The sequence below is a fragment of the Paenibacillus cisolokensis genome, from assembly GCF_018403665.1.
GTDB classification, from domain to species: Bacteria; Bacillota; Bacilli; order Paenibacillales; family Paenibacillaceae; genus Paenibacillus_AH; species Paenibacillus_AH cisolokensis.
Map to the genome: position 1 here is coordinate 1 of NZ_BOVJ01000172.1, position 22,993 is coordinate 22,993.

The window sequence follows — 22,993 nt, forward strand, 5'->3', positions numbered from 1 at the left end:
AAAATCGCTGTTTTGGAAATGTAACGAAACTGAGCAACGCTATTTGCTTAAAAGCAGTCCAATTCAGGCGGAATATCGTAAATAAGGCGGCTCAGATTCGTTACATCTGAAAAGGTGGCTTATTTGCGAAAATAAGGCGTGTGAGTTTCGTTGCTATGAACGTTTTTGTCAAGCCCTACGCCAATGCGCTTGCCTGAGTACTAGGCACGGGAGCAAATATACGAGCGACGGTCGGCACGCTGCTTTTATTGAGTATTTTCAAAACGATTGCCAGTCAGCATTCCGAATCTCCGCAATCGACCTTCTGTCTCTATCAGGCGGTCGCCATCGAATATCCATTCCCAGAACATATCGTGAATCAGGCGGCAAGCCGTCATAAAAAATCGGTTGTGTCCCGCTTGGTAGACATCTGCCAGCAATCCGGACTGAAATCGCCTGATCATCTTGCGCGGCAGCTGTTTGTTCTCATGGAAGGCTTCTGCATAACCGCAAGTTTAATTGGCCCGGACAGCCCCCCCCTCCGGTAGATGTTGTTCAAGCCGCCCAAACCTTGATCCAATCGCATCGTAATTAAACGTCCTCGATTTGATTCGGAGTATTAAGCCGAAAAGGGAAGCCCCACTCTGACGAGTGAAGCTTCCCTGTTTAAGCGATATTGTCACCTCTCAGGCATTACGAACCATTAATATTACACACTCCACATGCGACGTCTGCGGGAACATGTCGACCGGCTGCAGCCATTCGATGGAGAAGCCGGCGTCGAGCAGATAGCGGCAGTCCTTGGCCAGCGTCGACGGGTTGCAGGAAACGTAGACGAGCCGTTTCGGCCGGGCGTCCGCGATCGCCTTCAGCAGGCGGGCATCGCAGCCGGTCCGCGGCGGGTCGACGACGATGACGTCGGGGCGGAAGCCCTCGCGCACCCAGCGGGGGAGCAGTTCTTCCGCCTTGCCGACATAGAAGCGGGCGTTGTTCCGCCCGTTCAGGGCGGCGTTCTGCTGCGCGTCGAGGACCGCTTCCCGGACGGTTTCGACACCGCGCACTTCCCGGGCATGCGGCGCGAGCCACAGGCCGATCGTGCCGGTGCCGCAGTAGGCGTCGACCACGGTTTCCCGACCGGTCAGCGCCGCCGCTTCCAGCACGGCATCGTACAGCTTGACGGTCTGTACCGTATTCAGCTGGAAGAACGCGCGCGGCGACAGGGCGAACGTCAAGTCGCCGAGCGAGACATTGAGCGCGGGTGCGCCCCATAACGTGACAGTGCGGTCGCCGAACACGACGGGCGTATCGCCCGCGTTGATGTTGAGCGAGATGGAGGCGATCTCCGGCGCTTCCTGCCGGATCGCCTCCACGAGCGGCCCGTGCGGCGCGAACGATTCGCGCGCCGCCACAAGCGTGAGCTGCAGCTCGCCCGTTTCCTGGGCGACCCGCAGCACGACCGTGCGCAGCCCCGTACCCGGGCTGCGCTCGGCCAGCGGCACGCCAAGGCGCTCCAGTACCCGGAGCACCTTGGCGGCCGCCGCATTGATCGCGGACTGCTGCACCATGCAGTCCGCGCCGACGATGTCCACGAGCCGGCGGCTGCCCGGCTCGTACAGCCCGAGGACGGGGCGGCCGTCCGCGCCCCGTCCCGCCTGCAGCTGAGCCTTGTTGCGGTAGCGCCAAGGCTCGTCCATGCCCAGCATGGGGCGCAGCGGCAGCGCCGCCCCATCCAGCCCGGCGTAGCGCACGAACGATTCGCGCACGAGCTCTTCCTTGGCCGCAAGCTGGCCGTCGTAGGCGAGATGCTGCAGCTGGCAGCCGCCGCATGCCTCGTAGATCGGGCATGGCGGATCGACGCGCTGCGGCGAGCGCTTCTCCGTCTGGACCGCTTCGGCGACGAGCCGTTTCGGCTCGACCGCTATGACGCGCGCCCTGACCACCTCGCCCGGCAGCGCGCCGTCGATGAATACCGCCTTACGGCGGTAGTAGCCGACGCCTTCGCCGTTAATACCGATGCGCTTGATCGTGACGACGATCCGGTCGCCCGTTCGCACATCTTCGGCGGAAGGCCGCCGCTCCGACCAGTTTGGCGACCGCTTGCCGCCACCGGCCGCGTTCGCTGCCGGCGCCGCTGTCACCGCTTGCGCGGCTGCCGTCGCTTGCGCCGCACCCCGGCGCTTCCCGCCGTCGCCTCCGAGGCGGTGCCGTTCCGCTGCCGGCGGCCGCGCCTGCGGATCATTAGCGCCCGCTTTGGCGCTGCGCGTCCGGCCGTCCGCACTGCCGGCGTTCGCCGGCGTCAACGCTCCCGTCTTCATTCGCCCGCTTCGATGCGTCTCCTGCTGCTGTGCGCGCTGCGGCGGTTTTCCGCCGTTTCCGTTCCGTTCCGCACCGCCCCGCGTTTGCGCCTGCCCGTCCCGCCGGCTATTGCCGGTGAAACCGGCGTATTGTCCATCCCGCTTCATGTTTGCCTGATCCTCCGTCCTTCTCTTCCAACCATCAACCGGACAATCGGTTTGCGTTTCGTCCGTTATCGTTGAACTTGTGTCCTCACTATATCATGCGGACCATTTTCTTGTCACGAATGAGGGGCTCGATTATGCACGAACGGCATCCCCTGTGGCATGACGCGCGGAAGATGCCGTTAGAAGCAACAGATGAGGAGGAGAAGAATCCATCATTAGCGAAAAACAGAAGCGCGGCGCATATCCAGAACGGCAATGCAAGCAGCATGCCATTGAACAAGCCGACCATCAAATCGTTTTCCCGTTTTATCATAAGACGGACCTCCTTTGCAACTGTCTTTCCGACAGTCGCTCTATCATATAGTATGTATCGTTTCCGTCTCCTTAAACCGTTTTCAGTCCATTATTCGTCGTGTGCGTTCCGCTTATGAAATTCCTCTTTTTATCGCGTTCGAAAATGCCGATATATTATAGTAATCTCACGTTATGACGTAGACAGTCGCTTGTCCGGGTGGTACGATGTAAATCGTGGGAAATTGGGGAAAATCGGAGAGGGAGCGTTAAAGTTTGAAGAAATTGCTGGTCAAAACGTTGCTTTATTCATGGCTTGTGCCGGTGCTTGTCCTGGCGCCGGTTGCAGGAGGCGGTTCGGCGTCCGCTGCGGAACGGCCCAGCGCTGCAGCGTCACGAACCGTTCCGGCGGCTGGCGAAATCCGAATTGATGTCGACGGCCAAAAATACAACTGCCGAGCGCGCCTGTCATCCGGCATGGCGTGACGCTCGTGCCGATGCGTTCCGTCTTTGCGGCGCTGCACGCCGATGTCGTATGGGAACCGGAGACGAAGACGGTTATCGGGCGTAAAGGCTATACCGTCGTCACCCTGAAGGTCGGAAGCAAGCAAGCGATCGTCAACGGGAAGAAAATGGCGCTCGATGCGCCGGCCGAAGTGCGCGGGGGCGTCACGCTCGTGCCGCTGCGATTCGTCGGAGAGGCGCTTGGCGCCGATGTGAAATGGGATGCGAAGACGAAGACGGTGCGCATCAAGTCCGCCGAAGCGCTGGCCGCCGAGCGGAAGCAAAAGCTGAAGCAGGAGCCGGCGAAGCCGTCAGCCAAGCTGACCCCGGCCGAAATTGTCGAGCGAAATGACGAGAGCGTCGTCATGATTGCGACGAATCGAGCGCAGGGAAGCGGCGTCGTAATTAGCCCCGATCTGATTCTGACCAACTATCACGTCATGGATGGCGCGACCTCGGGCCATGCGGTGATGATAAACGACCGGATCTATGAAATTGCCGGGGTGATCGCTTACGATGAAAATGCCGATTTGGCCATCATTCAAACCAAAGAACCATTGCCTGCCCAAGGCGTAAAGTTCGGCTCGCCGAATTCGATCGCCAAAGGCGATACGGTCGTGGCGATCGGCAGTCCGCACGGGCTGCGCAATACGGTAAGCGAAGGGCTGATCAGCAACATCATCCGCGAGAACGGCGTGACATATTTGCAGACGAGCGCTCCGATCGACAGCGGCAGCTCGGGCGGCGGGCTGTTCAACGAAAGCGGCGAGCTTATCGGCATAACCACATCCGGCTATCAAAAGGTGAACGCCGATCTGAACTTTGCCGTCAGCATCGAGCATGTGCATCGGCTTCTTTTACAGATCGCATCCGGAGAAGCCAATACAGCGGCATTCCTTCCTTCGAAGCTGCCGTCGACGCTGAAGGGCGCTTCGGAGAGCGAGATCGTGAAGCTGCTGGAGAAGGAGTTCGCTTACGTCCAGACGAGCCAGGGAACCGCGGAAATAAAAGATTGGCAGGCGAAACGCGACGCGGAAGGCTGGCTTGTGCTGACCGCCAATATCGATCCGCTATTTTACACATATTATATTGAAAGCAGCCGCGAAGAGCTTCGCAATTGGGCGATCAATCTCGGTTTGACCGTAAGCGGCCTGCTGCCGGACGAAGCGGTTGAGCTGATTGTCTACTACGACCGCACCTTCGACTTCAAGCCCCGCGGCCTGAACGCGGACGAAGTGACCGATCTTGGCAACGGCAAATGGAAGGTCCGCTATCCCGTCATTCATTTGCAGGTAAAAGAACAGTTGCATATCGAAACGCGCTTTTAAATCGTAAATTGGTAAAATGCCATCATTCTCCTTTATACGGGCATCTTCCGGCCGCTGCCGGCGGGTGCCTTTATTTGTCGCTCCGGCATCGGCGGTTTCGGGACGAACGGGGGCGCGCTGCAGGAAAAGTTGCCCGTAACGGAAAACGGCTTGCCGGTTCTTTTGTCGGTGCGGTTCTGGTACAATGGGAGACGATGCAAGCAAATGCCGTAACGTAAGAGAAAGGGTAAAAACAAAATGAACGTCGTACTGGCTACGCTCAACGCCAAATTCATTCATACGTCTCTGGCGCTGCGCTGTCTGAAGGCGTACAGCGAACGGGATTTTCATATCGAAATTGCCGAATATACGATCAAAGACCCGCCGATGAACATCGTTTCCGATCTGTTTTCGCGCGATCCGGACGTTGTCGGCTTCTCCTGCTACATCTGGAACATCGAGGAGACGATCGTCGTCATCGACATGCTGCGCAAAATCAAACCATCGGTCAAAATCGTGCTCGGCGGTCCGGAAGTGAGCTACGACACCGAGTATTGGCTGCGCCGCCTGCCCGCAGTCGACTGCATCGTCGTCGGGGAAGGCGAGGAAACGTTTCATCATCTGCTCACCGAACTGCAGGGCGAAGAGAAGCTGCATATGGTGTTCGGGCTCGCTTACCGCAAACGCCGCGGGGACGAAGAAGAGATCATTATCAATCCGCCACGTCCGAAGCTGGATCTGTCGCGGCTGCCGTCGCCGCACCGTTTTCCCGAAGATGTCGCGCAATTGCCGAACCGCGTCGTCTATTTCGAGACGAGCCGGGGTTGTCCGTTCATGTGCCAGTTCTGCCTGTCCAGCATCGAGGTGGGGGTCCGGTACTTCGATATGGAGCGGACGAAGGCCGATTTGCTCTATCTGATCGAATCCGGTGCGAAGCTGATCAAGTTCGTGGACCGGACTTTCAATATCAAGCGGGATTACGCATTGGAAATATTCAAGTTTCTGATCGAGAACCACCGCGGCTGCGTGTTCCAGTTCGAAATTACGGCGGACATTATGCGGCCGGAGGTGCTGGACTATTTGGCGAAGCATGCGCCGCCGGGCATTTTCCGCTTCGAGATCGGCGTCCAATCGACGAACGACCCGACGAACGAAGCGGTGAAGCGCCGGCAAAATTTCGCCAAGCTGTCGCGAACGGTAACGGCGATCCGGGAGTCGGGCAAGATCGATCAGCATCTCGATCTGATTGCCGGCTTGCCGCACGAAGATTACGACACGTTCCGCAAAACGTTCAACGACGTGTTCGCGCTGCGGCCGGAAGAATTGCAGCTCGGTTTTCTCAAAATGCTGCGCGGCACCGGCTTGCGCCATAATGCCGACAAATACGGCTATATCTACATGGACCGGTCGCCGTATGAAATATTGGGCAACGACGTGTTGCCGTTTTCGGACATCGTCCGCATCAAGCGGGTCGAGGATGTGCTGGAAAAATATTGGAATGCGCACCGTATGGACCGGACGCTGCTATATTTGGTGGATCGGGTATTCGAATCGCCGTTCGATTTTTCCAGGCGTTCGGCGATTACTGGGAGGAGCGGGGCTGGCAAAAATCGGCCATCAGCTTGAAGATTTGTTCTCGCGGCTCTGGTCGTTTTTGACGGAGGGGGGAGAGCGGATTCCCGCCGCATTGGAGCCGGATGTCGCATTAGCGTTGATGAAATACGACTATTTCCTGAACCACAATTACAAGCCGCGCAAAATCTGGTGGCCGTTCACGATGGAAAAGCGGGTTGCCGCTTATTGGCTGCGGCGGCTTGCCGAGCGTCCGGCTGACGTGTCGGACGCATTCGCGGCCATGGCGCTGACGGAGAAGGAGCTGCACAAGCGGGCGGTCATCGAACGGCTGCCGTTCGATCTGGGCGCTTACCTGGAATGCGGAGAAATTCGCCGGGACGCCCATACCTTGCTCGTCGTGCTGTACGGCGCGGACACCGGGATGACCGCGGGCGGCGAACGCTCAGGCGAGGGCGCCGATGCAACCGGCGGCAGAAGGGGAGCCGAGGCGGGAAGCGCCGGCCGTTCGGCGCGGCCGTTCCTGCTTCGCATCCGGCCGGAGGAAGCGGATGCCGTTCAGGCATAGTGCGGAGAGCCGATAAAATAGGAGCCGGAGCCGGCCATGGTTTTACCGTCTCATGATTTTCGCGACATGAGACAGAGGAGCCGCTGCGGCGGCTCCCGCTGCTGCCGTTCGCAGCAGCGAATGGCAGACAAGTTATACGCAGATGAACGCCGTCAGGCGTTTTTTTTGTGCAGCGTGCCCAGCTAAGCACGCATCTTCCAGCCGGTGAAAATCCGGTCGCGGGAGGGGCCAAGCCCCCGCGCAGCTCGGAGACCTGCGTATGGCGAAATTCTGTGCGTAGAAGCGTATCGACAATAGTACCTGTCAAAGACAGAGCAAGCAACTTGTCAGGCCGTAACATGAAGTGAATCCTGCCGTACCGCCAAAAAAGCCTCGCAAGAGGGACAAGTGGGAGCCGAGTCTCGTGCATATGGACGAAGGCCAAGAAAGCTAGCCAAGGACTTGGAGCAGCAGCGAAGACTCCTCCGGCGCAAGGGGAACGGCATGACAGGAAGGATGGAGCAGAGAACTTGGGAGACCTCCCCTGCACCAAGGAAAAAACGATCTAGCGAATCTGACGAGCGCTATTTGGCGAAAAATCGAAGTTCCGGAATTGTAACGAATATGAGCAACGCTATTTGCTTAAAAAGTAGTCAAATCCAGGCGGTATATCGTAAATAAAGTGGCTCAGATTCGTTACATCCCAAAAAGCGGCTTATGGGCCAAAATAAAGCCTGTGATTTTCGTTAGAGTAACGTTCCGTCTGAGGTGAGAGTTCTGTCTGAGAGTAACGTGGCAGCTGAGAAACAACGTTTCGTCTGATTATGGTCGTGACCTAGGAGCGGAATCGGGGAGTTGTTGCGCTATTGCCCGCGCGGCCGGAGTGCCGCGTCCGTATAGAGCCCCCGGTGCCGGCCGGAAACGTATCCAAATCGTGGGCGGCAATCATCATATAAATTAGCGATTGACTCTCACGTTGCGTGATACGCTATAGTGAACGCTGAAGGGGGCAACCGCAATGAAGGTGAAAGAAGTGGCCGATTTGGTCGGCATTAGCGTGCGCACGCTGCATTATTACGATGAAATCGGACTGCTGACGCCGGATACGGTCACCGAATCGGGATACCGTCTGTACTCTGACGACAATCTCGAACTGCTGCAGCAGATATTGTTTTTTCGGGAAATGGGCCTTCCTTTGAAAAAATTAAAGCGATTGTAAGCGATCCGTCCTTCGACCGGCTGGAAGCGTTGGAGCTTCACCGGAACATGCTGCTCGAGAAGCGGGCCAGGATCGACAAAATGATCGCTACGCTGGACAAAACGATCCGGCATGTGAAAGGAGAAATCGAAATGACAAATGCGGAAAAATTCGAAGGCTTCGATTTCAGCCGCAATCCTTACGAGCAAGAGGCGCGAGAGCGCTGGGGGGACGAGGCGGTTGACCGGTCGAAAGCAAAGCTCGGGAGCATGTCCAAGGCGGAACAGGAGGCGTTGGGAGAGGAAATGAACGCGATATACCGCAAGCTGGCGTCTCTCCGCCATGAATCGCCCGCATCGGAAGCGGCGCAGGACGCGATTCGAGAGTGGTTTGAGCTCCTGAACCGGATGGGCCATTACTCGCTCGACGCATTTAAGGGACTGGGCCAAATGTACGTCGACGACGTACGCTTCACGAAAAACATCGATCAATTCGGCGAAGGGCTGGCGGTATTCATGCGTGATGCGATGGCCGTGTTTGCGGATAACGGTAAAAAGCAAGCCGGCCAGTAAAGGCGGCGATCAGAGCAGGCCGACTTGACAAAATCGAAAGGACTCCGCTTCGATAACGGCAACTGTGCCGCAGCTTTCCTCCATACAACTGCAAAGGCCAACCGGATGCGACCCGGTCGGCCTTTGCATGTACATAGCGACGCTACGATGATGCCTTGCCGCCGAACGGCCCGGCTCTTACGGCAGCGTGCTGCGCAGAACGGTCATATTCCCGTTCAGCTCATAGCTGCCGAGCGTGGCGGGGAGCAGGAAACATTCGCCCGCCCGCAGCGCGATCTCGCCGTCGTTCCACTTCAGCGAGCCTTCGCCTTCGGCGACGACGAGAATGACGAAGCTCTCCGGTGTCGTGGACAGCGCCCACGGTCCCGCGACGACGCCCTTCTCCACCAGGAAGTAAGGGGACGAGGCGATCGTCAGCCATTGCCCGGCCGGCGTTCCCTGCGTTTTCATCCGCGTGCGCCGGCGCCTTCGTATGCGATGACATTGAGCGAATCTTCGATATGCAGCTCGCGCGGCTTGCCGTCCAGTCCCGGCCGGTCATAATCGTAGAGCCGGTATGTCGTATCCGAGTTTTGCTGAATTTCCGCCACGACAACGCCGGAACAAAGGGCGTGAACGGTGCCGGCCGGAATATAGAAAGCGTCGCCCGCCTCCACCGGCACCTCCTGCAGCGTATCCATAATCGAGCCTTCCCGGATCGCCTTCTCCATCGCCGCGCGATCCACGCCTTCTTTCAGCCCGTAAATAATTTTCGCTCCGGGCTTGGCGTCGAGAATGTACCACATTTCGGTTTTGCCGAGCTCGCCCTGCGGCAGGCGTTCGTAATCGTCGGTCGGGTGAACCTGGACGGAAAGATCGTCATTGCAGTCCAGCAGCTTGATCAGCAGCGGAAAACGTCCCGATTTTCCATTCAGCGCTTTCGAGCCGAACCATTCCCGGCCGTACGCCTCGCGTATCTCGTCGAGACCTTTGCCGGCCAGCTCCCCGTTTTTGACTTTGGTCGTCCCGTTCGGGTGATCGCCGATCATCCAGCCTTCGCCGATCGCTCCTTCCGGGATGTTCAGGCCGAAGCGGGAAAGCGCCTGGCCGCCCCAAACTCTTTCTTTAAACACCGGTTCGAATTGCAGCGGATATGGTTGTACTGTCATGCTTGTAATCTCCCCACTTTTTATCTTGATTTGGATAACACCGGCCCGGCATCAACCCAGCGGCCGTCCGGGCTGGAACAGCTCCAGCAGCTCGCCGTCCGGGCCGTAGAAGAAGAAATAGCGGCTTCCGTTCGGCAGCGTCGTAATTTCGGTATCGCGAAGCGGCACGCCGAGCGATTGAATCCGCTCGAATTCCGCCTCCACGTCGTCTACGGTAAAGGCGGCGTGATGGACCTTGCCTTCGGCCGGCAAATCCGGATTGTAGCCTTCGATCAGTTCGAGTTCCGTTTCTGCCGCATCCTCGAAGCTGAGGAAGGCGAGCCGGATAACGCCGTTCGTATGTGTCATCGTGTAGCGGTGCTTCATCCCTAGGACGGTAGTGTAAAACTCGATCGACTTTTCCAGATTGCGGACCATAATGCCGAGGTGCTCGATTTTTTTGACGGCCATGCTTCATTCTCCTCCCGATTTTCGAAAAATGTTTGATTCAGCTTTGCCGGACCGGAAGTGGTGCTTCCGGATCGGCCGGGCGCGGTTTCCGCTTCTCCACCGCAATCAGATAAGGGGCGGCGGGTTTCTGGATATGGCGGTATATGGCCGACTGTCCCCGATCCGGCGGCAGCCCGGCGGCCCACGCCTCCACCGCTGCCGCTTCCGTCTCCCCGCCTTCGTGGCCGGGGTAGAGGACGCAGGTGACGATGCCGCCCGGACGGAGCAGCGTCATGGATGCTTCCAGCGCGGCGAGCGTGGAAGCCGTCTCGGTGATGACGGACGGATCGGCCCCCGGCAGATAGCCGAGATTGAACATGACGGCCGCGACCCGTCCGCGCTTCGCCGCCGGCACCTCGTCTTCCATGCCGGCATGGCTGCCGAGCACGAGCCGCACGTCAGGCAGCCGTCCGGCGGCGCGGAGCGGTTCCAGCCTTGCCTGCGTGCGATCGAGCGCCTGCCGCTGAACGTCGAAGGCGATCACCGTTCCGCGGGGGCCGACCGTCTCGGCAAGAAACAGCGTATCGACGCCGTTTCCGGCCGTGGCGTCGATGACGGTGTCGCCAGGCGCGACCCGTTCGGCGATCCAGCGGTGCGCCATGCTTAGAACCGACAGCAAGCCCATCAGCCGCGCGCCTCCGCGAATTTGCCCTGCCACGTGTTGCGGCGCCGAAGCTCGGCGTCGATCGCGTTCAGCACTTCCCATTTCTTCAGGCTCCACATCGGGCCGATCAGCAGCTCGCGCGGCGCATCGCCGGTCAGCCGGTGGACGATCATGTCCGGCGGCAGCATTTCCAGCGTGTCGACGACGAGGCCGACGTATTCGTCCAGCTCCAGGAAGCGCAGCAGGCCGGCTTCGTACTGCTTGACCATCGGCGTTTTGCGCATCAGATGCAGCAGGTGGATCTTGATGCCCTGCACGTCCATCCCCGCGACGGCGCGTCCGGTCGCCAGCATCATGTCCCGGTCCTCCTGCGGCAGTCCGTAAATGATATGGGCGCATACCCGGATGCCCCGCTCCCGGAGCCTGCGGACCGCGTCGATATAGCAAGCCGTATCGTGGGCGCGATTGATCAGCCTGGACGTCGATTCGTGTATCGTCTGCAGCCCCATCTCCACCCACAAATACGTCCGCTCGTTCAATTCGGCCAAGTAGTCGACGACATCGTCCGGCAAACAGTCCGGCCTTGTGGCGATCGACAGTCCGACGACGCCCGGTTGCTCGAGTATCGCCTCATAATACTCGCGCAGCGTTTCGACCGGGGCATACGTATTCGTATAGGCCTGGAAATAACCGATATAGCGGGCGTTCGGCCATTTCCGGTGCTGGCGGTCGCGGATCGTCGCGAACTGCGTGACGAGATCGTCGCGTCGCCTTCCGGCGAAATCGCCCGATCCGCGCGCGCTGCAGAAGGTGCATCCTCCCGTGGCGATCGTCCCGTCCCGGTTCGGACAAGTGAAGCCGGCGTCCAGCATGACCTTGAACACTTTGCCGCCGAATTGCCGTCTCATTTCGTAGTTCCATGTATGGAATCGTTTGTCGCCCCACATTAGCGGCTGTTCGGCCGCTATCGGCGATCGGTTGGCCAACATCGCAAACACCTTCTTTTTTATCGTCTTGATGTTTTCGCCAGAAGAGGCGCATAATCCTTTCTTCGTCAGGGCAGCCGTTTCGGGCAGCCGCATCGGCCTTGCGCGATTGTCCTCTTCCATTGTAGCGAAAACCGTCTTCGCGCGCCATGATCCGGCTGCAAATCGCGGGTTTCGTCTGACCGGCCGCGGCGCCCTTATTTCAATTCAGACTTGATATATCTTACATGATATGTTATATTTAAAGAGCGAAAAATCAACATTTTTATATACCTGCCTCTTCGTCGTATCCATCGTAATAACGCATTTCGCAATCGGGAAAACTGTTTAAAAACCTGGACGAGGTGATGCGAGATGAACGAAGCGGTAAAAATTCCCCAAGGGGACCAGAAAGTAACGGTCGAATTGACGGTCAAGGAATTGATGGCGCTTGCCGGCTTGCGCTTCCACAACAATCACGACGTGGAGATCGCGGCGAAGAAAAAATTAACGAGGCGATCGAGTCGACCTACGAGATCGAGAAGACGGGCAAGCATGGCGAGACGACTTCGCCATTCCTGAATTAGCATGACGAAACTTCGCATAACGGCGGCTGCCGGGTTCAGCGGAATCCGGCAGCCGCCTTTTGCGGCGCAGTAATCGCGGACGATGCCCCTTTACATCCGGTGCGCCCGTAAGGCACAATAGGGACGGGCCAGAATCGCCCGTTTCGCTCGAAACGGGGCGCCGGCAGAAGGCAGACGGCAGCCGCAGGCAAGCCGCAATGGAAAGATGTGACAGGGAGGACGCCGCATGCGTTTGAGAGGAAGAAAAGGAATACGGGAAAGTTTGGAGAATCAGCCGGATCTGGTCGTGCTGGACGCGAAGCCTCACCGCGGGCGCTGGCATCAGTTTTTCGGCAACGACCGTCCGATATATATCGAGCTTGGCATGGGCAAAGGTCGTTTCATCAGTACGATGAGCGCGACGTACCCGGACATCAACTTCATCGGCGTCGATATGTACGACGAGCTGCTGCGCAGAGCAAGCGAGAAGGCGCGGGCCGTCTGGGCGGAGCGGGGAGTCGAAAGTCCGCCGAATTTGGCGCTTCTGAGGGCCAATATCGAATGGATCGAGACGATGTTCGCGCCCGGCGAAATCGAGCGGATTTACCTGAACTTCAGCGATCCGTGGCCGAAAGCGAAGCATGCCCGCCGCAGACTGACGCACCCGCGGTTTGTGGCGAAATATATCGAGCTGTTGAACGAGCGGGGCGAAATTCATTTGAAGACGGACTCGAAGCTGCTGTTCGAATTTTCGCTCAACAGCTTTTCCGATATGGGGCTTCAGCTCCGCAACATTTCGCTCGATTTGCACCGGGGAGGCGTTCGCGAAGATCTGGTGCTGACGGAATATGAGAGCAAATTCATCGAGCAGGGACAGCCGATTCACCGGTGCGAAGTGGTGGTCGGCCGCGAGGCGCTGGCCGAGCATCGCGCGGCGATGCGCCGTCAAGTCGAGGGCCACAAGGCCGACACGCCGTATCCCGTCAGTGAGCCGAGCAGCAGCCCGGCGACGACGTCGGAAGGATAATGCAGCCCGAGATACATGCGGGACCAGCCGACGGATAAGCCGACGAACAGGGCGACGGGCACAAGAGCCGAAGGCAGCGCGTCCTGCATCAGCAGAAACGGCGTCAACCAGGCGAACACGGCGGTCGTATGCCCTGAAGGAAAAGAAGAATCGATCAGCGGATTTCTGCCGGTAATGACGTCCGGCATCGCCTGATACGGCCGCAGCCGCCGGACCGTACGCTTGACGACGGCTACCGGCACATGGCTGAGCACGACCGCCGTCAGGCTCTGCCATCCGGCCGTGTTCCACGGGGGCGGCGCGGCAATGGCGCACAATAGCGAGCTTGAAAGCGTGAACGTGGCGCCCCCCATATGCGTCACCGTGCTGAGCCAGCCGCCGATCCCGAGCTTCAGCCACCGACGAACGGGACGGCGGTTCGCCCATTTGAGCAGGCGCTTCTCGCGCGTCCGCAACCATTTCCAAAATCCCACCTTCGCCATTCCCCTCCCCGATGCCGACAATTGATGCAAGTTAGGTTGTTCTATTGTACCATGATTTTGTTCGGCAAATATCATCCGCGCTCGTTGTTTTTTGTAAACGTTTTTATCCGCGCTTCGTTCATGAAACGTTTAACCGTCCGCAGCCGATGGTAAAAATAATATGGAGAGCTTCGAAGCCGGCGGACCGGAACGAGCGGAACCGGCTGTCCGAAAATTAGGGCTTCGGTCTCATTTTTCGGCGGGAGCGCCGCGGTCTTACGCGATTCATCGAAAGTTTTTCACCGACTCGTCACAACTTTTTTGCGGATTCTGTCGTATGTAAGGTCAAAAGAATTAAAAAGGCTGCAAATGGATGAAAATAAGGTTGTGCGTGTGGAAATCAGGGGAACGCAACCGTTGCATGCCCGTGCAAGCGTTTTTCCTGCGGATAAGGACGGTATCGGGAGTATTTCCACTTTTGACAAACCGCTCCGAAGCGTGGAAAATCAGAATGGCGTGCGAACTTTAAAAAACAGAGAACACAGAGAACAGAAACAGATAAGCGTAAACGGCGGCTCCGCCGCATGGCGGGGAAGCAACGTTTCGCGACAACCGACAAGTCGAACACGAAGCAGACCAGACAGAGAGAATATAAAAATGGGGTCGCAAGGGGGCAAAACCGAATATGATTTTGAACGCAGTCATGATCGCACTGCAAGTATTTCTGGCTTTTATCGGGCTGTACCAGTTTACGATCGCCTTGTTCGGCATCGTCAAGAAGTCCGGGCGCAAATCGCATGCGCCGCAAAATCTTTGCCGTGCTCGTCGCCGCCCACAACGAAGAGCAAGTGATCGGGGCGCTCGTCGAAAACCTGAAAAATCTCGATTATCCGAAAGAACTGTACGACATATTCGTCATATGTGACAACTGTACCGACAGAACGGCCGAAATCGTCCGCAGCTACGGCGTTCGCGCATGCGTGCGCAACAACCGCAAACTGCGCGGCAAAGGTTATGCGATCGAGTGGATGCTGAAGGAATTGTGGAAAATGCCGCGCCAATACGACGCGGTCGTCATGTTTGATGCCGACAACCTCGTAAATCCCGATTTTCTGCGGCATATGAACAACGATTTGTGCGAAGGGCACAAGGTGATTCAAGGTTATCTCGACACGAAAAATCCGGGAGATTCCTGGGTTACAGCCTCGTACGGCATTACGTACTGGTATTGCAACCGGCTGTGGCAGCTTTCGCGCAAAAATTTGAACATGAGCAACTTTCTCGGCGGCACGGGGATGTGCTTCGATGCCGGCCTGCTCAAGGAAATGGGATGGGGCGCGACCAGTCTTGTCGAGGATCTGGAGTTTTCGATGCGCTGCGTTCAGCGCGGCGTCTATCCGGTCCTGAACTACGATGCGAAGGTGTACGACGAGAAGCCGGTAACGTTCAAGGCTTCCGCCCGCCAGCGGCTGCGCTGGATGCAAGGACATTTTACGGTGGCGCGCCATTACTTCTTCCCGTTGCTGTGGGCCAGTCTGAAGGAACGCAATTTCGTCAAATTCGACGCCGCGCTGTACTCGATATCGGTGTACAATACGCTGCTCGGATTGATCGGCACGCTCGTGTTGTGGATCGATTACATCATCCCGAAGGACGACAAGCTTGTGTCGATTTACGCCTACCTCCCGTGGTGGGTTCCGGGTGTGGCGATTTTCTGCACCGTCGCGATGTTCCCGCTCGTCATGATGCTCGAGGGCGTCAAATCGTGGAAAATGTACGCAAGTCTTGTGCCGATGGTGCTGTTCCAGCTTTCGTGGCTGCCGATTACGTTTTATGCTTTCTTTACGCAGAACAACAAGCAATGGAGCCATACGAAGCATACGCGTGTCATCCGGCTCGAAGAAGTGCAAAGCAAACAGGTGTAGATTTTGCCGTCGTGCCGAATATTTGCGACCTATGGCATCACGAACCGATGCAGTCCGTTCTCCTTTGGGAGACGGGCTGCATTTTGTTTTTGACGGGCCTTGCGATCCGCGTAACTTCAGCGCGAAACGCCCGCACCGCCTTTCCCGCTGCAGCGATACCGGACAAAAGAGGGTTTGGCGCGCGAGCTATCGAATTTGTTGGCTTAGGCCACCGTGTAGACATTTTTATCCCTCTATCGGCAAATAAGGACTTAAACCGGCCGATTCGCCGCCCTATAATGAAAGTGCGAGCATCTTCTTGCTGTACCGGACAATAACAGGCGGCCGAAAGGATGGCGCGAGGACGATGAGTTTGGGGAAACGGGTATTTACGGCTTTTTTCGTATTCGTCATGATTCCTTTGGTTGTGCTCGGCACCGTCTCTTCCCTCGCCTTCCAGCATGTGACGAGGGAGAAATACGAAGAGCAGCTCGAACTGTCCATGAACGCTATCGGACGCAACATCACCAACATGATCAAGGAGGCGAACTATTTCTCCGATTTTTGGGTGACGACCAAGGACAGCGTGCAAAGCGTCGAGCAGTCGATCGGGATGGGAAGCGCTCCGCCGCCGGCGGCAGACGATCCGTATATCGAAGAAATGGTGGAGCGGCAAAAGCTGAGTCAGCGGGTGCTGCTGACGTATCCGGGCATCAAATCGGTCACGCTGTACGGCGACGACGGCAAAGTCGTCAACGTCCGGTTCATTCCCGATACGCCGGCTCCGTTCGAGCAGCTGAAGACGAATCCGCTGTACGCCGAAGCGCTCGCCAAAACGGCGCCCCCGTCTGGATCGGTCCTTACGAAGACCGGCTGCTGACCGGAGAAAACAATCTGTTTACCCAAATCCGGGTGCTGCTCGACATCGACACGCTTGCAAGCAAAGGCTTGCTCGTCATCCGGTTCCAGATGAACGAGCTGAGCCGGATATTCGATTTTTACAATACCGAAGCAAACGGCAACCGCCGTTTCCTGCTTGTCGGGCGGAGCGGCACGGTTATTTACGACAGCGGGGAGCAGCTGGCGGGAGAAAATTTCTATCGGCAAGCGGGCATAAGCGGACGGCTCGATCTTACGCAGCGCTACCAAAGCTCGAAGATGGATTTTCTCGGCCAAAAAAGTCTCGTCTCCGTCCACTATCTCCCGGAAATCAAGCGTCTCGGCACCGGGGACTGGACGCTCGTGACGGTGACCGACTGGGATTACCTGTCCGGGGACCAGACGCGGATTCTCAGTTGGGTTGTCGGCATTACGGCCGCTTCGCTCGCCTGCGCGCTTGTCTTCAACCTGATGTTCGTCCGGCGAACCGTGAATACTTTCGTCCGCGTGGCCGGCGCCATGCGGCGCGTCGAACGCGGCGATCTGACGACGAGAGTGCCGGTTACCGGCAACGACGAGACGGTCATTCTCGCCAAAGGCTTCAACAGTCTCGTCGCGCGCGTCTCCGAGTTGCTCGACGAGGTCGTCCGGGAGCAGCATCGCAAGCGCAGGGCGGAGATGATGCTGCTGCAAGCGCAGATCAAGCCGCACTTTCTGTTCAACGCGCTGGAATCGATCAACATTTTGGCCGCCCGCAACGACGGACGCAAAGTAAGCCGCATGGTGCAGCAGCTTGCGAATATTTTCCGCATCAGCATTCAGCAGAAGGAAGAAATCCGCATCGATCAGGAACTCGAGCATGTGCGAAGCTATCTGGAGATCCAGAAATTCCGGTTCGAGGAACTGTTCGAATACGAAATCGACGTGCCGGACCGGCTGCTGCACCATCGGATTTTGAAGCTGACGCTGCAGCCGCTTGTGGAAAACTGCGTCCAGCACGGCTTTGAAGGCATCGATTACCTCGGCCGCATCCGCATCAGCGCCGTCGAGGAAGGGGACAACATCGCCTTCTATGTGGCGGACAACGGGATCGGCATTCCGCAGCGCAAGATGGCCATGTTCGCCGCCGGCGGCGCGACGGCGCTCGAAGCGCTGGACGGGGAGCCGGCGGAGACCGGCGAAAGGCGCGGACTCGGGGTCGGCAACGTGAACGACCGGCTCCGCATCCATTACGGTCCGGGCTACGGACTGCTCCTATGCAGCGCGGAAGGGATGGGCACGGTCATCAAATGCCTCATTCCGAAGTCCGCATCCTGACCCTGGCGGCAGACGGCATAGCGGAACACGACATTTCCCGAGGAGGGGATGAGCCATGAAGCTGAAGATTTTGCTGGTCGACGACGAAATCAACATTTTGAAAAATCTTCAGGCTGTCGTGCCTTGGGAGGAATTGAACGCGGAGATCGTCGGCCTTGCCAAAAACGGGGAAGTCGCGTTGGAGCTGGCCCGCGAGCACCGTCCGCATCTCATTCTGTGCGACATCCGCATGCCGGTCATGGACGGGATCGCGTTTCTGGGCGCGCTGCGGGAATTCGACTCCGACGCCGAGGTCATGATGATGACCGGTTACCAGGATTTCAGCTACGTGCGGTCGGTTATCCGCTATGAAGTGAGGGATTATGTCCTGAAGCCGATCGACTACGAGGAACTGACCCGGACGATTGGGCGGCTCGCGGCCGGCATCCGCGAGCGAAACGCCGAGCGGCAGACGATCCAGCAGGAATGGCGGCAGATGTACCGGCTCGCTTACGAAAAGGCGCTGTACGATTTGCTGGTCGATATCGGAGACGGGACGGCCGGGCCGTTTCTCAAGCTCAGCGTACTGTCGGAAGAAAATTTGGCGTTTGCGATGCTGCTTATCGATATCGGGGACTATTCCAAACGGGATATCCGGTGGGACGAGCGGGAGCGCAAGCTGTGGAACTTCGCGGTGCGCAACATTGTGCAGGAGCATTTTGCCGATCTTGAAGTTCCGCACGCTGTATTGCAGGTGCGCGGCGGGGAATGGTGCGTGCTGGTCGAACGGGTGCCGCCGGAGTCGTTCGACCGGAACGAATGCGCGTCATGGGCCGAAAATTTGCGCCGGAAGATCGGCCTCTATCTCAAGCTGGACACCCGCATGGCGCTGCATCCGGTCCCTGTCCCGCTCGACCGGCTGGCCAAGACCTACAAGCATTTGCAGCGCTCGCTGCATCTGAGCTCCGGCGCGGAAGGAAGCGTCATCGTGCCCGAGTTCCGCCGCGTCGGCGGGGAGGAGACGCAGCGCTTGTGGGACCGGATCGAAGAGATGGTTACGGGGCTCAAACGCTGCGACAGGCGGAGAACGGAAGCCGCGCTGCGCGAGCTGAACGAAAGTTTCCGCCGGCTGCCGGACGGATCGTTCGAGCGGATCGGGCCGATTCTGCATTATGTCTGCCTTCATCTGCTGCGGGAGATGCGGGCGATGGACGTCATCGGCAGGGACGAAGAAGCCGAATACTGGAGCCAAATCGACTGCAGTCCCGGCATCCGCGAAACGCTGGCGATCATCAACCGGCTGATCGACCGATCCATCGACAGCGTGATGAAAAAGAAAACGGGCGACGTGCTCATGTTGGCGGCCAAAGATTACATCGAACGCAACCTGTCGTCGGATTTGAGCATCGATCTGCTGGCCGACTACCTCGGTATCAGCGGCAGTTATTTCAGCCTGCTGTTCAAACAGCATTTCGGCGAGACTTTCGTGGAATATGTCACCAGGCAGCGGATGGAGATGGCGAAATCGCTGCTGGCTTTAAGCGACAAAACGTAACGGCGATAGGACAAATGGTCGGCTACTCGGAACGCCGCTATTTTACGCGCGTGTTCAGCAAATATACGGGCATGCTTCCGTCGGAGTACCGCGAGATATCGCATCGGCGTCATGACAAGCCGGTACTTTCCGGCTGGAACAACAAGGAGAAATGAATGATGACCAAAAAAGCGCAATCATGGCGTGAGTTAGGATTAAAGGAAAAGATCGGGCAGCTGTTCATTTGCGGCTTCGACGGCTACCGGCCGACGCCGGGAATCGCGAGGCTCATCGCGGAGTACGGCATCGGCGGCGTCGTCTATTTCCGCCGCAATTTGCGGGACGCCCGGCAGGTCGCGTCTTTGTCGGCGGAGCTTCAGGAGCTGGCAGCCGTTCCGCTATTGACCGCTATCGATCAGGAGGGCGGGATGGTGGTCCGGCTGGAGGAGGGCGTTACCGTCATGCCGGGCGCAATGGCTATCGGGGCGGCCGGCGACCCTGAGCTCGCATACGAGGCTGCGCGGCGGTCGGGGGCCGAACTGAAAGCGATCGGCATCAACATGAATTTGGCGCCTTGTCTCGATGTCAACAACAACCCGGACAATCCGGTCATCGGGGTGCGTTCGTACGGCGAGAATCCGTCCGCCGTTGCGCTGCTGGGCGTGAAGGCGCTGCAAGGTTATCAGGACAGCGGCGTGGCGGCCGTCGCCAAGCATTTTCCCGGACATGGCGATACGGCCGCCGATTCCCATTTCGAACTGCCCGTCGTTCCGCATGGGCGGGAGAGGCTCGACGAAGTCGAGCTGCTGCCGTTCCGGGCGGCGATCGCGGCCGGGGTCGACGCCATTATGACCGCTCATGTCGTGTTCCCGGCGTATGAGCCCGATCATATCCCGGCCACCTTGTCCCGGCGCATTCTGACGGGGCTGCTTCGCGAACGGCTCGGCTACCGGGGCGTCGTCGTGACGGACTGCCTGGAAATGAACGCGATCGCCGAAACGATCGGCGTGGCGAAAGGCGCGGTGGAAGCGGTCAAAGGAGGAGCCGATCTGGTGCTGGTCAGCCACCGTCTGGACCGCCAGTTGGCGGCGCTTGAAGCCGTACACGACGCGGTGCTAGCCGGCGAGATTCCGCTTTCCCGCATTGACGAGGCGGTTGAGCGGGTATGGCTGCTGAAGGAGCGCAGGGGACTTATCCGACAGTCTGGCTCCGGCTCCGCACCGCAGCGGGCGGAAGCTGCGGGGGCGGAAGCTGCGGGGGCGGAAGTGCGCTCGGCTGCGCAGGAGACGGCCATCCGTATATCCGAAGCGGCGGTAACGGTTGTGAAAGGCGGAGAACGGCTGCCGCTTGATCGCGGCGGCCGTACGCTGGTCGTATGGGCGGAACCGCGAGTGAGCACCGAGGTTGTCGAGGTAATCGAACAGGAGTGCACGCTGGCCGCCGCCTTGAAGGACGAAGGCTATGCGGCGGAAGAAACGCGGATCGGGCTCGACCCGGCGGAAAGCGAGGCTGCCGCCGCGCTTGGCGCGGCCGCGAAGGCCGACACGATCGTGTTCGTCTCCTATGACGCGGCATTTTCGCCCGGCCAGATTGCGCTGATCCGCAAACTGAACGAACTGCCGGACAAAGCTTTCGCGCTCGTCGCGGCCAGAACGCCTTACGATTTGTTGGCGGTGCCGGAGGTTCCGCTTTATCTATGCACCTACGAGAATAAACCGACGATGATGAACGCGCTGGCCGGCGTTCTGTCGGGGCGATTGCCGGCTCGCGGCGTCCTGCCGGTCACAATCGGCCCCTATCCGCGCGGGAGCCGCACCTGACGAAAGAGCCGCGCGCGGGCTCCCAGCTCGCCGCATGGCGGCGGTCAACCGCATGTGAGCCCCTTTCCGCGGCCCGTACGAGGCCCGGCCGCAGGGCGTGCCCGGCAGACATCGGGACAGCCGCACCGGCGTATGCGGCAGAAGAGCTTCTCCCCGCAATCGAGAGCGGAGAGAGGCTCTTTTGCATTTGCCGCCAGCTTAACCGGCCGCTTGGCGGATACCGGCCCATCTTCGCCATCCCTGCCCTCCCCGCAGATCTTTGTCCCCCGGACCTTTCCTGCGAGTGCGGGGGTGAACGAGCGTCATTCCTTCGAACGGGACGCCCGTCTATACGGAACGGGACTGTGAAGACGATTGTATCCCTTTTTTATCGGAATGACGCACTTACTTCGGCGCCGTTGCCCTTTACAATGAAAGTACGGCAGCAAAACCCCTAACATCTTTAAGGAGGGTCCAAAGCGTGAAGAAAACATGTACGTTCGTCCTGGCCGCAACGCTCGCTTTATCCGCACTATTGGCCGGATGCGGCGGAGGCGGCAGCGATCCGGCCTCAACCGGCGGCACCGATACCGGCTCGAGCCCGCCGGCTTCCTCGGGCGAATCCGGCTCGACGGACAAGGTGGAGAAATTTACGATGTCTCTTCGTCATATCCAGATTGGCGAGCCGCAGAAATTTCGGAAAGCGATTCTCGACGACGTCGTCAAGAAAACGGAAGAAGAAGTGCCGGGCCTGAAATTCGAGCTGGACGGCCTGGAAGACAGCGTCAACCGGTTTACGAAGCTGCCGGCCGAGATGGCCGCAGGCAATCCTCCGAAGATCATGTCCCTCTTCGGCGGCGCGGGCGATGCGCAGAAATACGCCAAGGCGGGACGGCTGCTCGATCTGACGCCGATTCTCGAGGAGCTTGGCCTCAAGGACAAATTCCTCAACGTGCTCGATCCGTTCTCGGTCGACGGCAAAGTATACGGCCTGCCCATCGGGGGCAACGCCGAAGGCATTTTCTACAATACGGACATTTTCCAGCAATATGGGCTGAACCCGCCGACGACGTGGGACGATTTGATCAAGGCGGCGGACACGCTGAAGGAAAACGGCATTACGCCGTTTGCCGTCGGCTCCAAGGGCGCGTGGGTGCCGAACATGACGATCAATACGTTTATCGGCAGGCTGGCCGGGCCGGAAACGATCACGGGCTTCACGACGGGCGCCGCAAAATGGAATTCGCCGGACGTCGTAGCCGCTTATACGTTGTATAAAGAATGGGTGGATAAAGGCTATTTCACCAAAGGCGAATTGGGCAAGGAGTACGGAGATATGCTGAACGATTTCGTCGCCGGCAAGGCGGGGATGATGTTCGACGGCTCGTGGCGCTCCTCGGCGTTCAAGAACGACGCCGTCGGGGCTGCCGTCGCCGGCAAAGTCGCGTTCGTTTCGCTGCCGCCGCTGCCGAACGGCAAGGGCGATCAGACGTCCGTCAACGCCAATTACGGCGAAGGGTACGGCTTCTCCGCCGATTTGAACGACAATGAGCTGAAGGCCGTCAAAGCTTTCATCAAAAACATGTACAGCGACGAAATGCAGCTTCGCGGTCTGCTGGAGGATGGCGTACTGCCTTCGATGAAGCTGTCGGAGGCGTCCGTCGCGCAGGTAAGCGATCCGCTCGTCAAGCAGGTGCTGGACGTGTTGAACGGCGCGGGCGCGACGTTCCCGCACTTCGACTCGGTCGTGCAGTCGAAGGTGTACACCGAGACCGAAACGCAGCTGCAAAAGCTGATTGCCGGCAACGTGACGCCGCAGGAGGCGGCCGACGCCATCCAGAAGGTGCAGGACGCCGAGAACGCGGCCGCAGCAGCGGAATAAACGGCCT

17 protein-coding genes and 4 pseudogenes are annotated in these 22,993 nt (G+C 58.7%); 14 read left to right on the forward strand and 7 right to left on the reverse strand.

All coding sequences use genetic code 11. The features are described from left to right. Window positions 1-665: 665 nt before the first annotated feature. Window positions 666-2,441, reverse strand: a complete 1,776-nt coding sequence (rlmD, locus tag PACILC2_RS21710) for a 23S rRNA (uracil(1939)-C(5))-methyltransferase RlmD (protein ID WP_244863721.1) — start codon at window positions 2,439-2,441, stop codon at window positions 666-668. A gap of 88 nt (window positions 2,442-2,529) precedes the next feature. Then, window positions 2,530-2,754 (reverse strand): hypothetical protein, encoded by a 225-nt coding sequence (locus PACILC2_RS21715; protein ID WP_213530803.1) that lies wholly within the window; start codon window positions 2,752-2,754, stop codon window positions 2,530-2,532. A gap of 254 nt (window positions 2,755-3,008) precedes the next feature. On the opposite strand from PACILC2_RS21715, the gene PACILC2_RS21720 reads away from it, so the two are divergent. From PACILC2_RS21720 to PACILC2_RS21735, 4 genes and pseudogenes are all read left to right on the forward strand, one after another. Then, the gene (locus PACILC2_RS21720; protein WP_213530805.1) at window positions 3,009-3,218 is read left to right on the forward strand and encodes a hypothetical protein; all 210 of its coding nucleotides are present in this window, start codon (window positions 3,009-3,011) and stop codon (window positions 3,216-3,218) included. Between the two features lie 11 nt (window positions 3,219-3,229). Further along, a complete protein-coding gene (locus PACILC2_RS21725) occupies window positions 3,230-4,564 on the forward strand; it encodes a trypsin-like peptidase domain-containing protein (RefSeq protein WP_244863729.1) in 1,335 nt (444 codons plus the stop codon). 237 nt (window positions 4,565-4,801) lie between these two features. Next, window positions 4,802-6,683, forward strand: a pseudogene (locus PACILC2_RS21730) (B12-binding domain-containing radical SAM protein). 997 nt (window positions 6,684-7,680) lie between these two features. After that, a pseudogene (locus PACILC2_RS21735) lies at window positions 7,681-8,432 on the forward strand (MerR family transcriptional regulator). Between the two features lie 177 nt (window positions 8,433-8,609). On the opposite strand, the pseudogene PACILC2_RS21740 reads toward PACILC2_RS21735, so the two are convergent. The 4 genes and pseudogenes from PACILC2_RS21740 to mnmL all read right to left on the reverse strand — a co-directional run bounded on the left by PACILC2_RS21740 (window position 8,610) and on the right by mnmL (window position 11,662). Next, window positions 8,610-9,580: pseudogene (locus PACILC2_RS21740) on the reverse strand (type I phosphomannose isomerase catalytic subunit). Between the two features lie 51 nt (window positions 9,581-9,631). Further along, complete coding sequence (locus tag PACILC2_RS21745; RefSeq protein WP_062494982.1) at window positions 9,632-10,030, reverse strand: VOC family protein; 399 nt, start codon at window positions 10,028-10,030, stop codon at window positions 9,632-9,634. Between the two features lie 37 nt (window positions 10,031-10,067). Beyond that, entirely contained in the window at window positions 10,068-10,694 is a 627-nt protein-coding gene (gene mnmM, locus PACILC2_RS21750) for a tRNA 5-(aminomethyl)-2-thiouridylate-methyltransferase MnmM (protein ID WP_062494980.1), read from the reverse strand. Continuing rightward, window positions 10,694-11,662: a tRNA modification radical SAM protein MnmL/YtqA gene (gene mnmL / locus PACILC2_RS21755; protein WP_213530810.1), complete on the reverse strand. Its 969-nt coding sequence runs from the start codon at window positions 11,660-11,662 to the stop codon at window positions 10,694-10,696. Before mnmL ends, mnmM begins: the two co-directional genes overlap by 1 nt. On the opposite strand from mnmL, the gene PACILC2_RS21760 reads away from it, so the two are divergent. The 3 genes from PACILC2_RS21760 to trmB all read left to right on the forward strand — a co-directional run bounded on the left by PACILC2_RS21760 (window position 11,652) and on the right by trmB (window position 13,231). Next, entirely contained in the window at window positions 11,652-11,876 is a 225-nt protein-coding gene (locus PACILC2_RS21760; protein ID WP_145977268.1) for a hypothetical protein, read from the forward strand. The genes mnmL and PACILC2_RS21760 overlap by 11 nt on opposite strands. A 137-nt stretch (window positions 11,877-12,013) precedes the next feature. Further along, entirely contained in the window at window positions 12,014-12,220 is a 207-nt protein-coding gene (locus PACILC2_RS21765) for a hypothetical protein (protein ID WP_244863722.1), read from the forward strand. Between the two features lie 231 nt (window positions 12,221-12,451). Beyond that, window positions 12,452-13,231: a tRNA (guanosine(46)-N7)-methyltransferase TrmB gene (trmB, locus tag PACILC2_RS21770; RefSeq protein WP_062494975.1), complete on the forward strand. Its 780-nt coding sequence runs from the start codon at window positions 12,452-12,454 to the stop codon at window positions 13,229-13,231. Here the strand turns inward: trmB and PACILC2_RS21775 are convergent. Beyond that, window positions 13,150-13,704 carry a phosphatase PAP2 family protein gene (locus PACILC2_RS21775; RefSeq protein ID WP_372447202.1) on the reverse strand — a complete coding sequence of 185 codons (555 nt, stop codon included), beginning with the start codon at window positions 13,702-13,704 and terminating at the stop codon, window positions 13,150-13,152. The genes trmB and PACILC2_RS21775 overlap by 82 nt on opposite strands. Window positions 13,705-14,380: 676 nt before the next feature. Between PACILC2_RS21775 and PACILC2_RS21780 the strand changes: the two are divergent. From PACILC2_RS21780 to PACILC2_RS21805, 7 genes and pseudogenes are all read left to right on the forward strand, one after another. Further along, window positions 14,381-15,617, forward strand: a pseudogene (locus PACILC2_RS21780) (glycosyltransferase family 2 protein). Window positions 15,618-15,963: 346 nt separating this feature from the next. Beyond that, a complete protein-coding gene (locus tag PACILC2_RS27425; RefSeq protein WP_244863723.1) occupies window positions 15,964-16,476 on the forward strand; it encodes a hypothetical protein in 513 nt (170 codons plus the stop codon). A gap of 32 nt (window positions 16,477-16,508) precedes the next feature. Beyond that, window positions 16,509-17,792, forward strand: coding sequence for a sensor histidine kinase (locus PACILC2_RS21785; RefSeq protein ID WP_244863724.1), 1,284 nt, complete (start codon window positions 16,509-16,511; stop codon window positions 17,790-17,792). 55 nt (window positions 17,793-17,847) lie between these two features. Next, complete coding sequence (locus tag PACILC2_RS27430) at window positions 17,848-19,326, forward strand: response regulator (RefSeq protein ID WP_244863725.1); 1,479 nt, start codon at window positions 17,848-17,850, stop codon at window positions 19,324-19,326. Window positions 19,327-19,340: 14 nt separating this feature from the next. Continuing rightward, on the forward strand, window positions 19,341-19,481 hold the full coding sequence (locus PACILC2_RS27435) for an AraC family transcriptional regulator (protein WP_244863726.1): 141 nt from the start codon (window positions 19,341-19,343) through the stop codon (window positions 19,479-19,481). Then, window positions 19,482-21,125 carry a beta-N-acetylhexosaminidase gene (nagZ, locus tag PACILC2_RS21800; RefSeq protein ID WP_244863727.1) on the forward strand — a complete coding sequence of 548 codons (1,644 nt, stop codon included), beginning with the start codon at window positions 19,482-19,484 and terminating at the stop codon, window positions 21,123-21,125. Between the two features lie 460 nt (window positions 21,126-21,585). Beyond that, window positions 21,586-22,986, forward strand: coding sequence for an extracellular solute-binding protein (locus PACILC2_RS21805; protein WP_213530814.1), 1,401 nt, complete (start codon window positions 21,586-21,588; stop codon window positions 22,984-22,986). The last annotated feature ends 7 nt before the right edge of the window (window positions 22,987-22,993 follow it).

Bases quoted from the DNA above. Each gene is read 5' to 3' on its own strand.
- rlmD (WP_244863721.1), bottom strand. From the start codon at position 2,441: ATGAAGCGGGATGGACAATACGCCGGTTTCACCGGCAATAGCCGGCGG.
- PACILC2_RS21715 (WP_213530803.1), bottom strand. From the start codon at position 2,754: ATGATAAAACGGGAAAACGATTTGATGGTCGGCTTGTTCAATGGCATG.
- PACILC2_RS21725 (WP_244863729.1), top strand. From the start codon at position 3,230: ATGCGTTCCGTCTTTGCGGCGCTGCACGCCGATGTCGTATGGGAACCG.
- PACILC2_RS21745 (WP_062494982.1), bottom strand. From the start codon at position 10,030: ATGGCCGTCAAAAAAATCGAGCACCTCGGCATTATGGTCCGCAATCTG.
- mnmM (WP_062494980.1), bottom strand. From the start codon at position 10,694: ATGGGCTTGCTGTCGGTTCTAAGCATGGCGCACCGCTGGATCGCCGAA.
- mnmL (WP_213530810.1), bottom strand. From the start codon at position 11,662: ATGTTGGCCAACCGATCGCCGATAGCGGCCGAACAGCCGCTAATGTGG.
- PACILC2_RS21765 (WP_244863722.1), top strand. From the start codon at position 12,014: ATGAACGAAGCGGTAAAAATTCCCCAAGGGGACCAGAAAGTAACGGTC.
- trmB (WP_062494975.1), top strand. From the start codon at position 12,452: ATGCGTTTGAGAGGAAGAAAAGGAATACGGGAAAGTTTGGAGAATCAG.
- PACILC2_RS27425 (WP_244863723.1), top strand. From the start codon at position 15,964: ATGAGTTTGGGGAAACGGGTATTTACGGCTTTTTTCGTATTCGTCATG.
- PACILC2_RS27430 (WP_244863725.1), top strand. From the start codon at position 17,848: ATGAAGCTGAAGATTTTGCTGGTCGACGACGAAATCAACATTTTGAAA.
- PACILC2_RS27435 (WP_244863726.1), top strand. From the start codon at position 19,341: ATGGTCGGCTACTCGGAACGCCGCTATTTTACGCGCGTGTTCAGCAAA.
- nagZ (WP_244863727.1), top strand. From the start codon at position 19,482: ATGATGACCAAAAAAGCGCAATCATGGCGTGAGTTAGGATTAAAGGAA.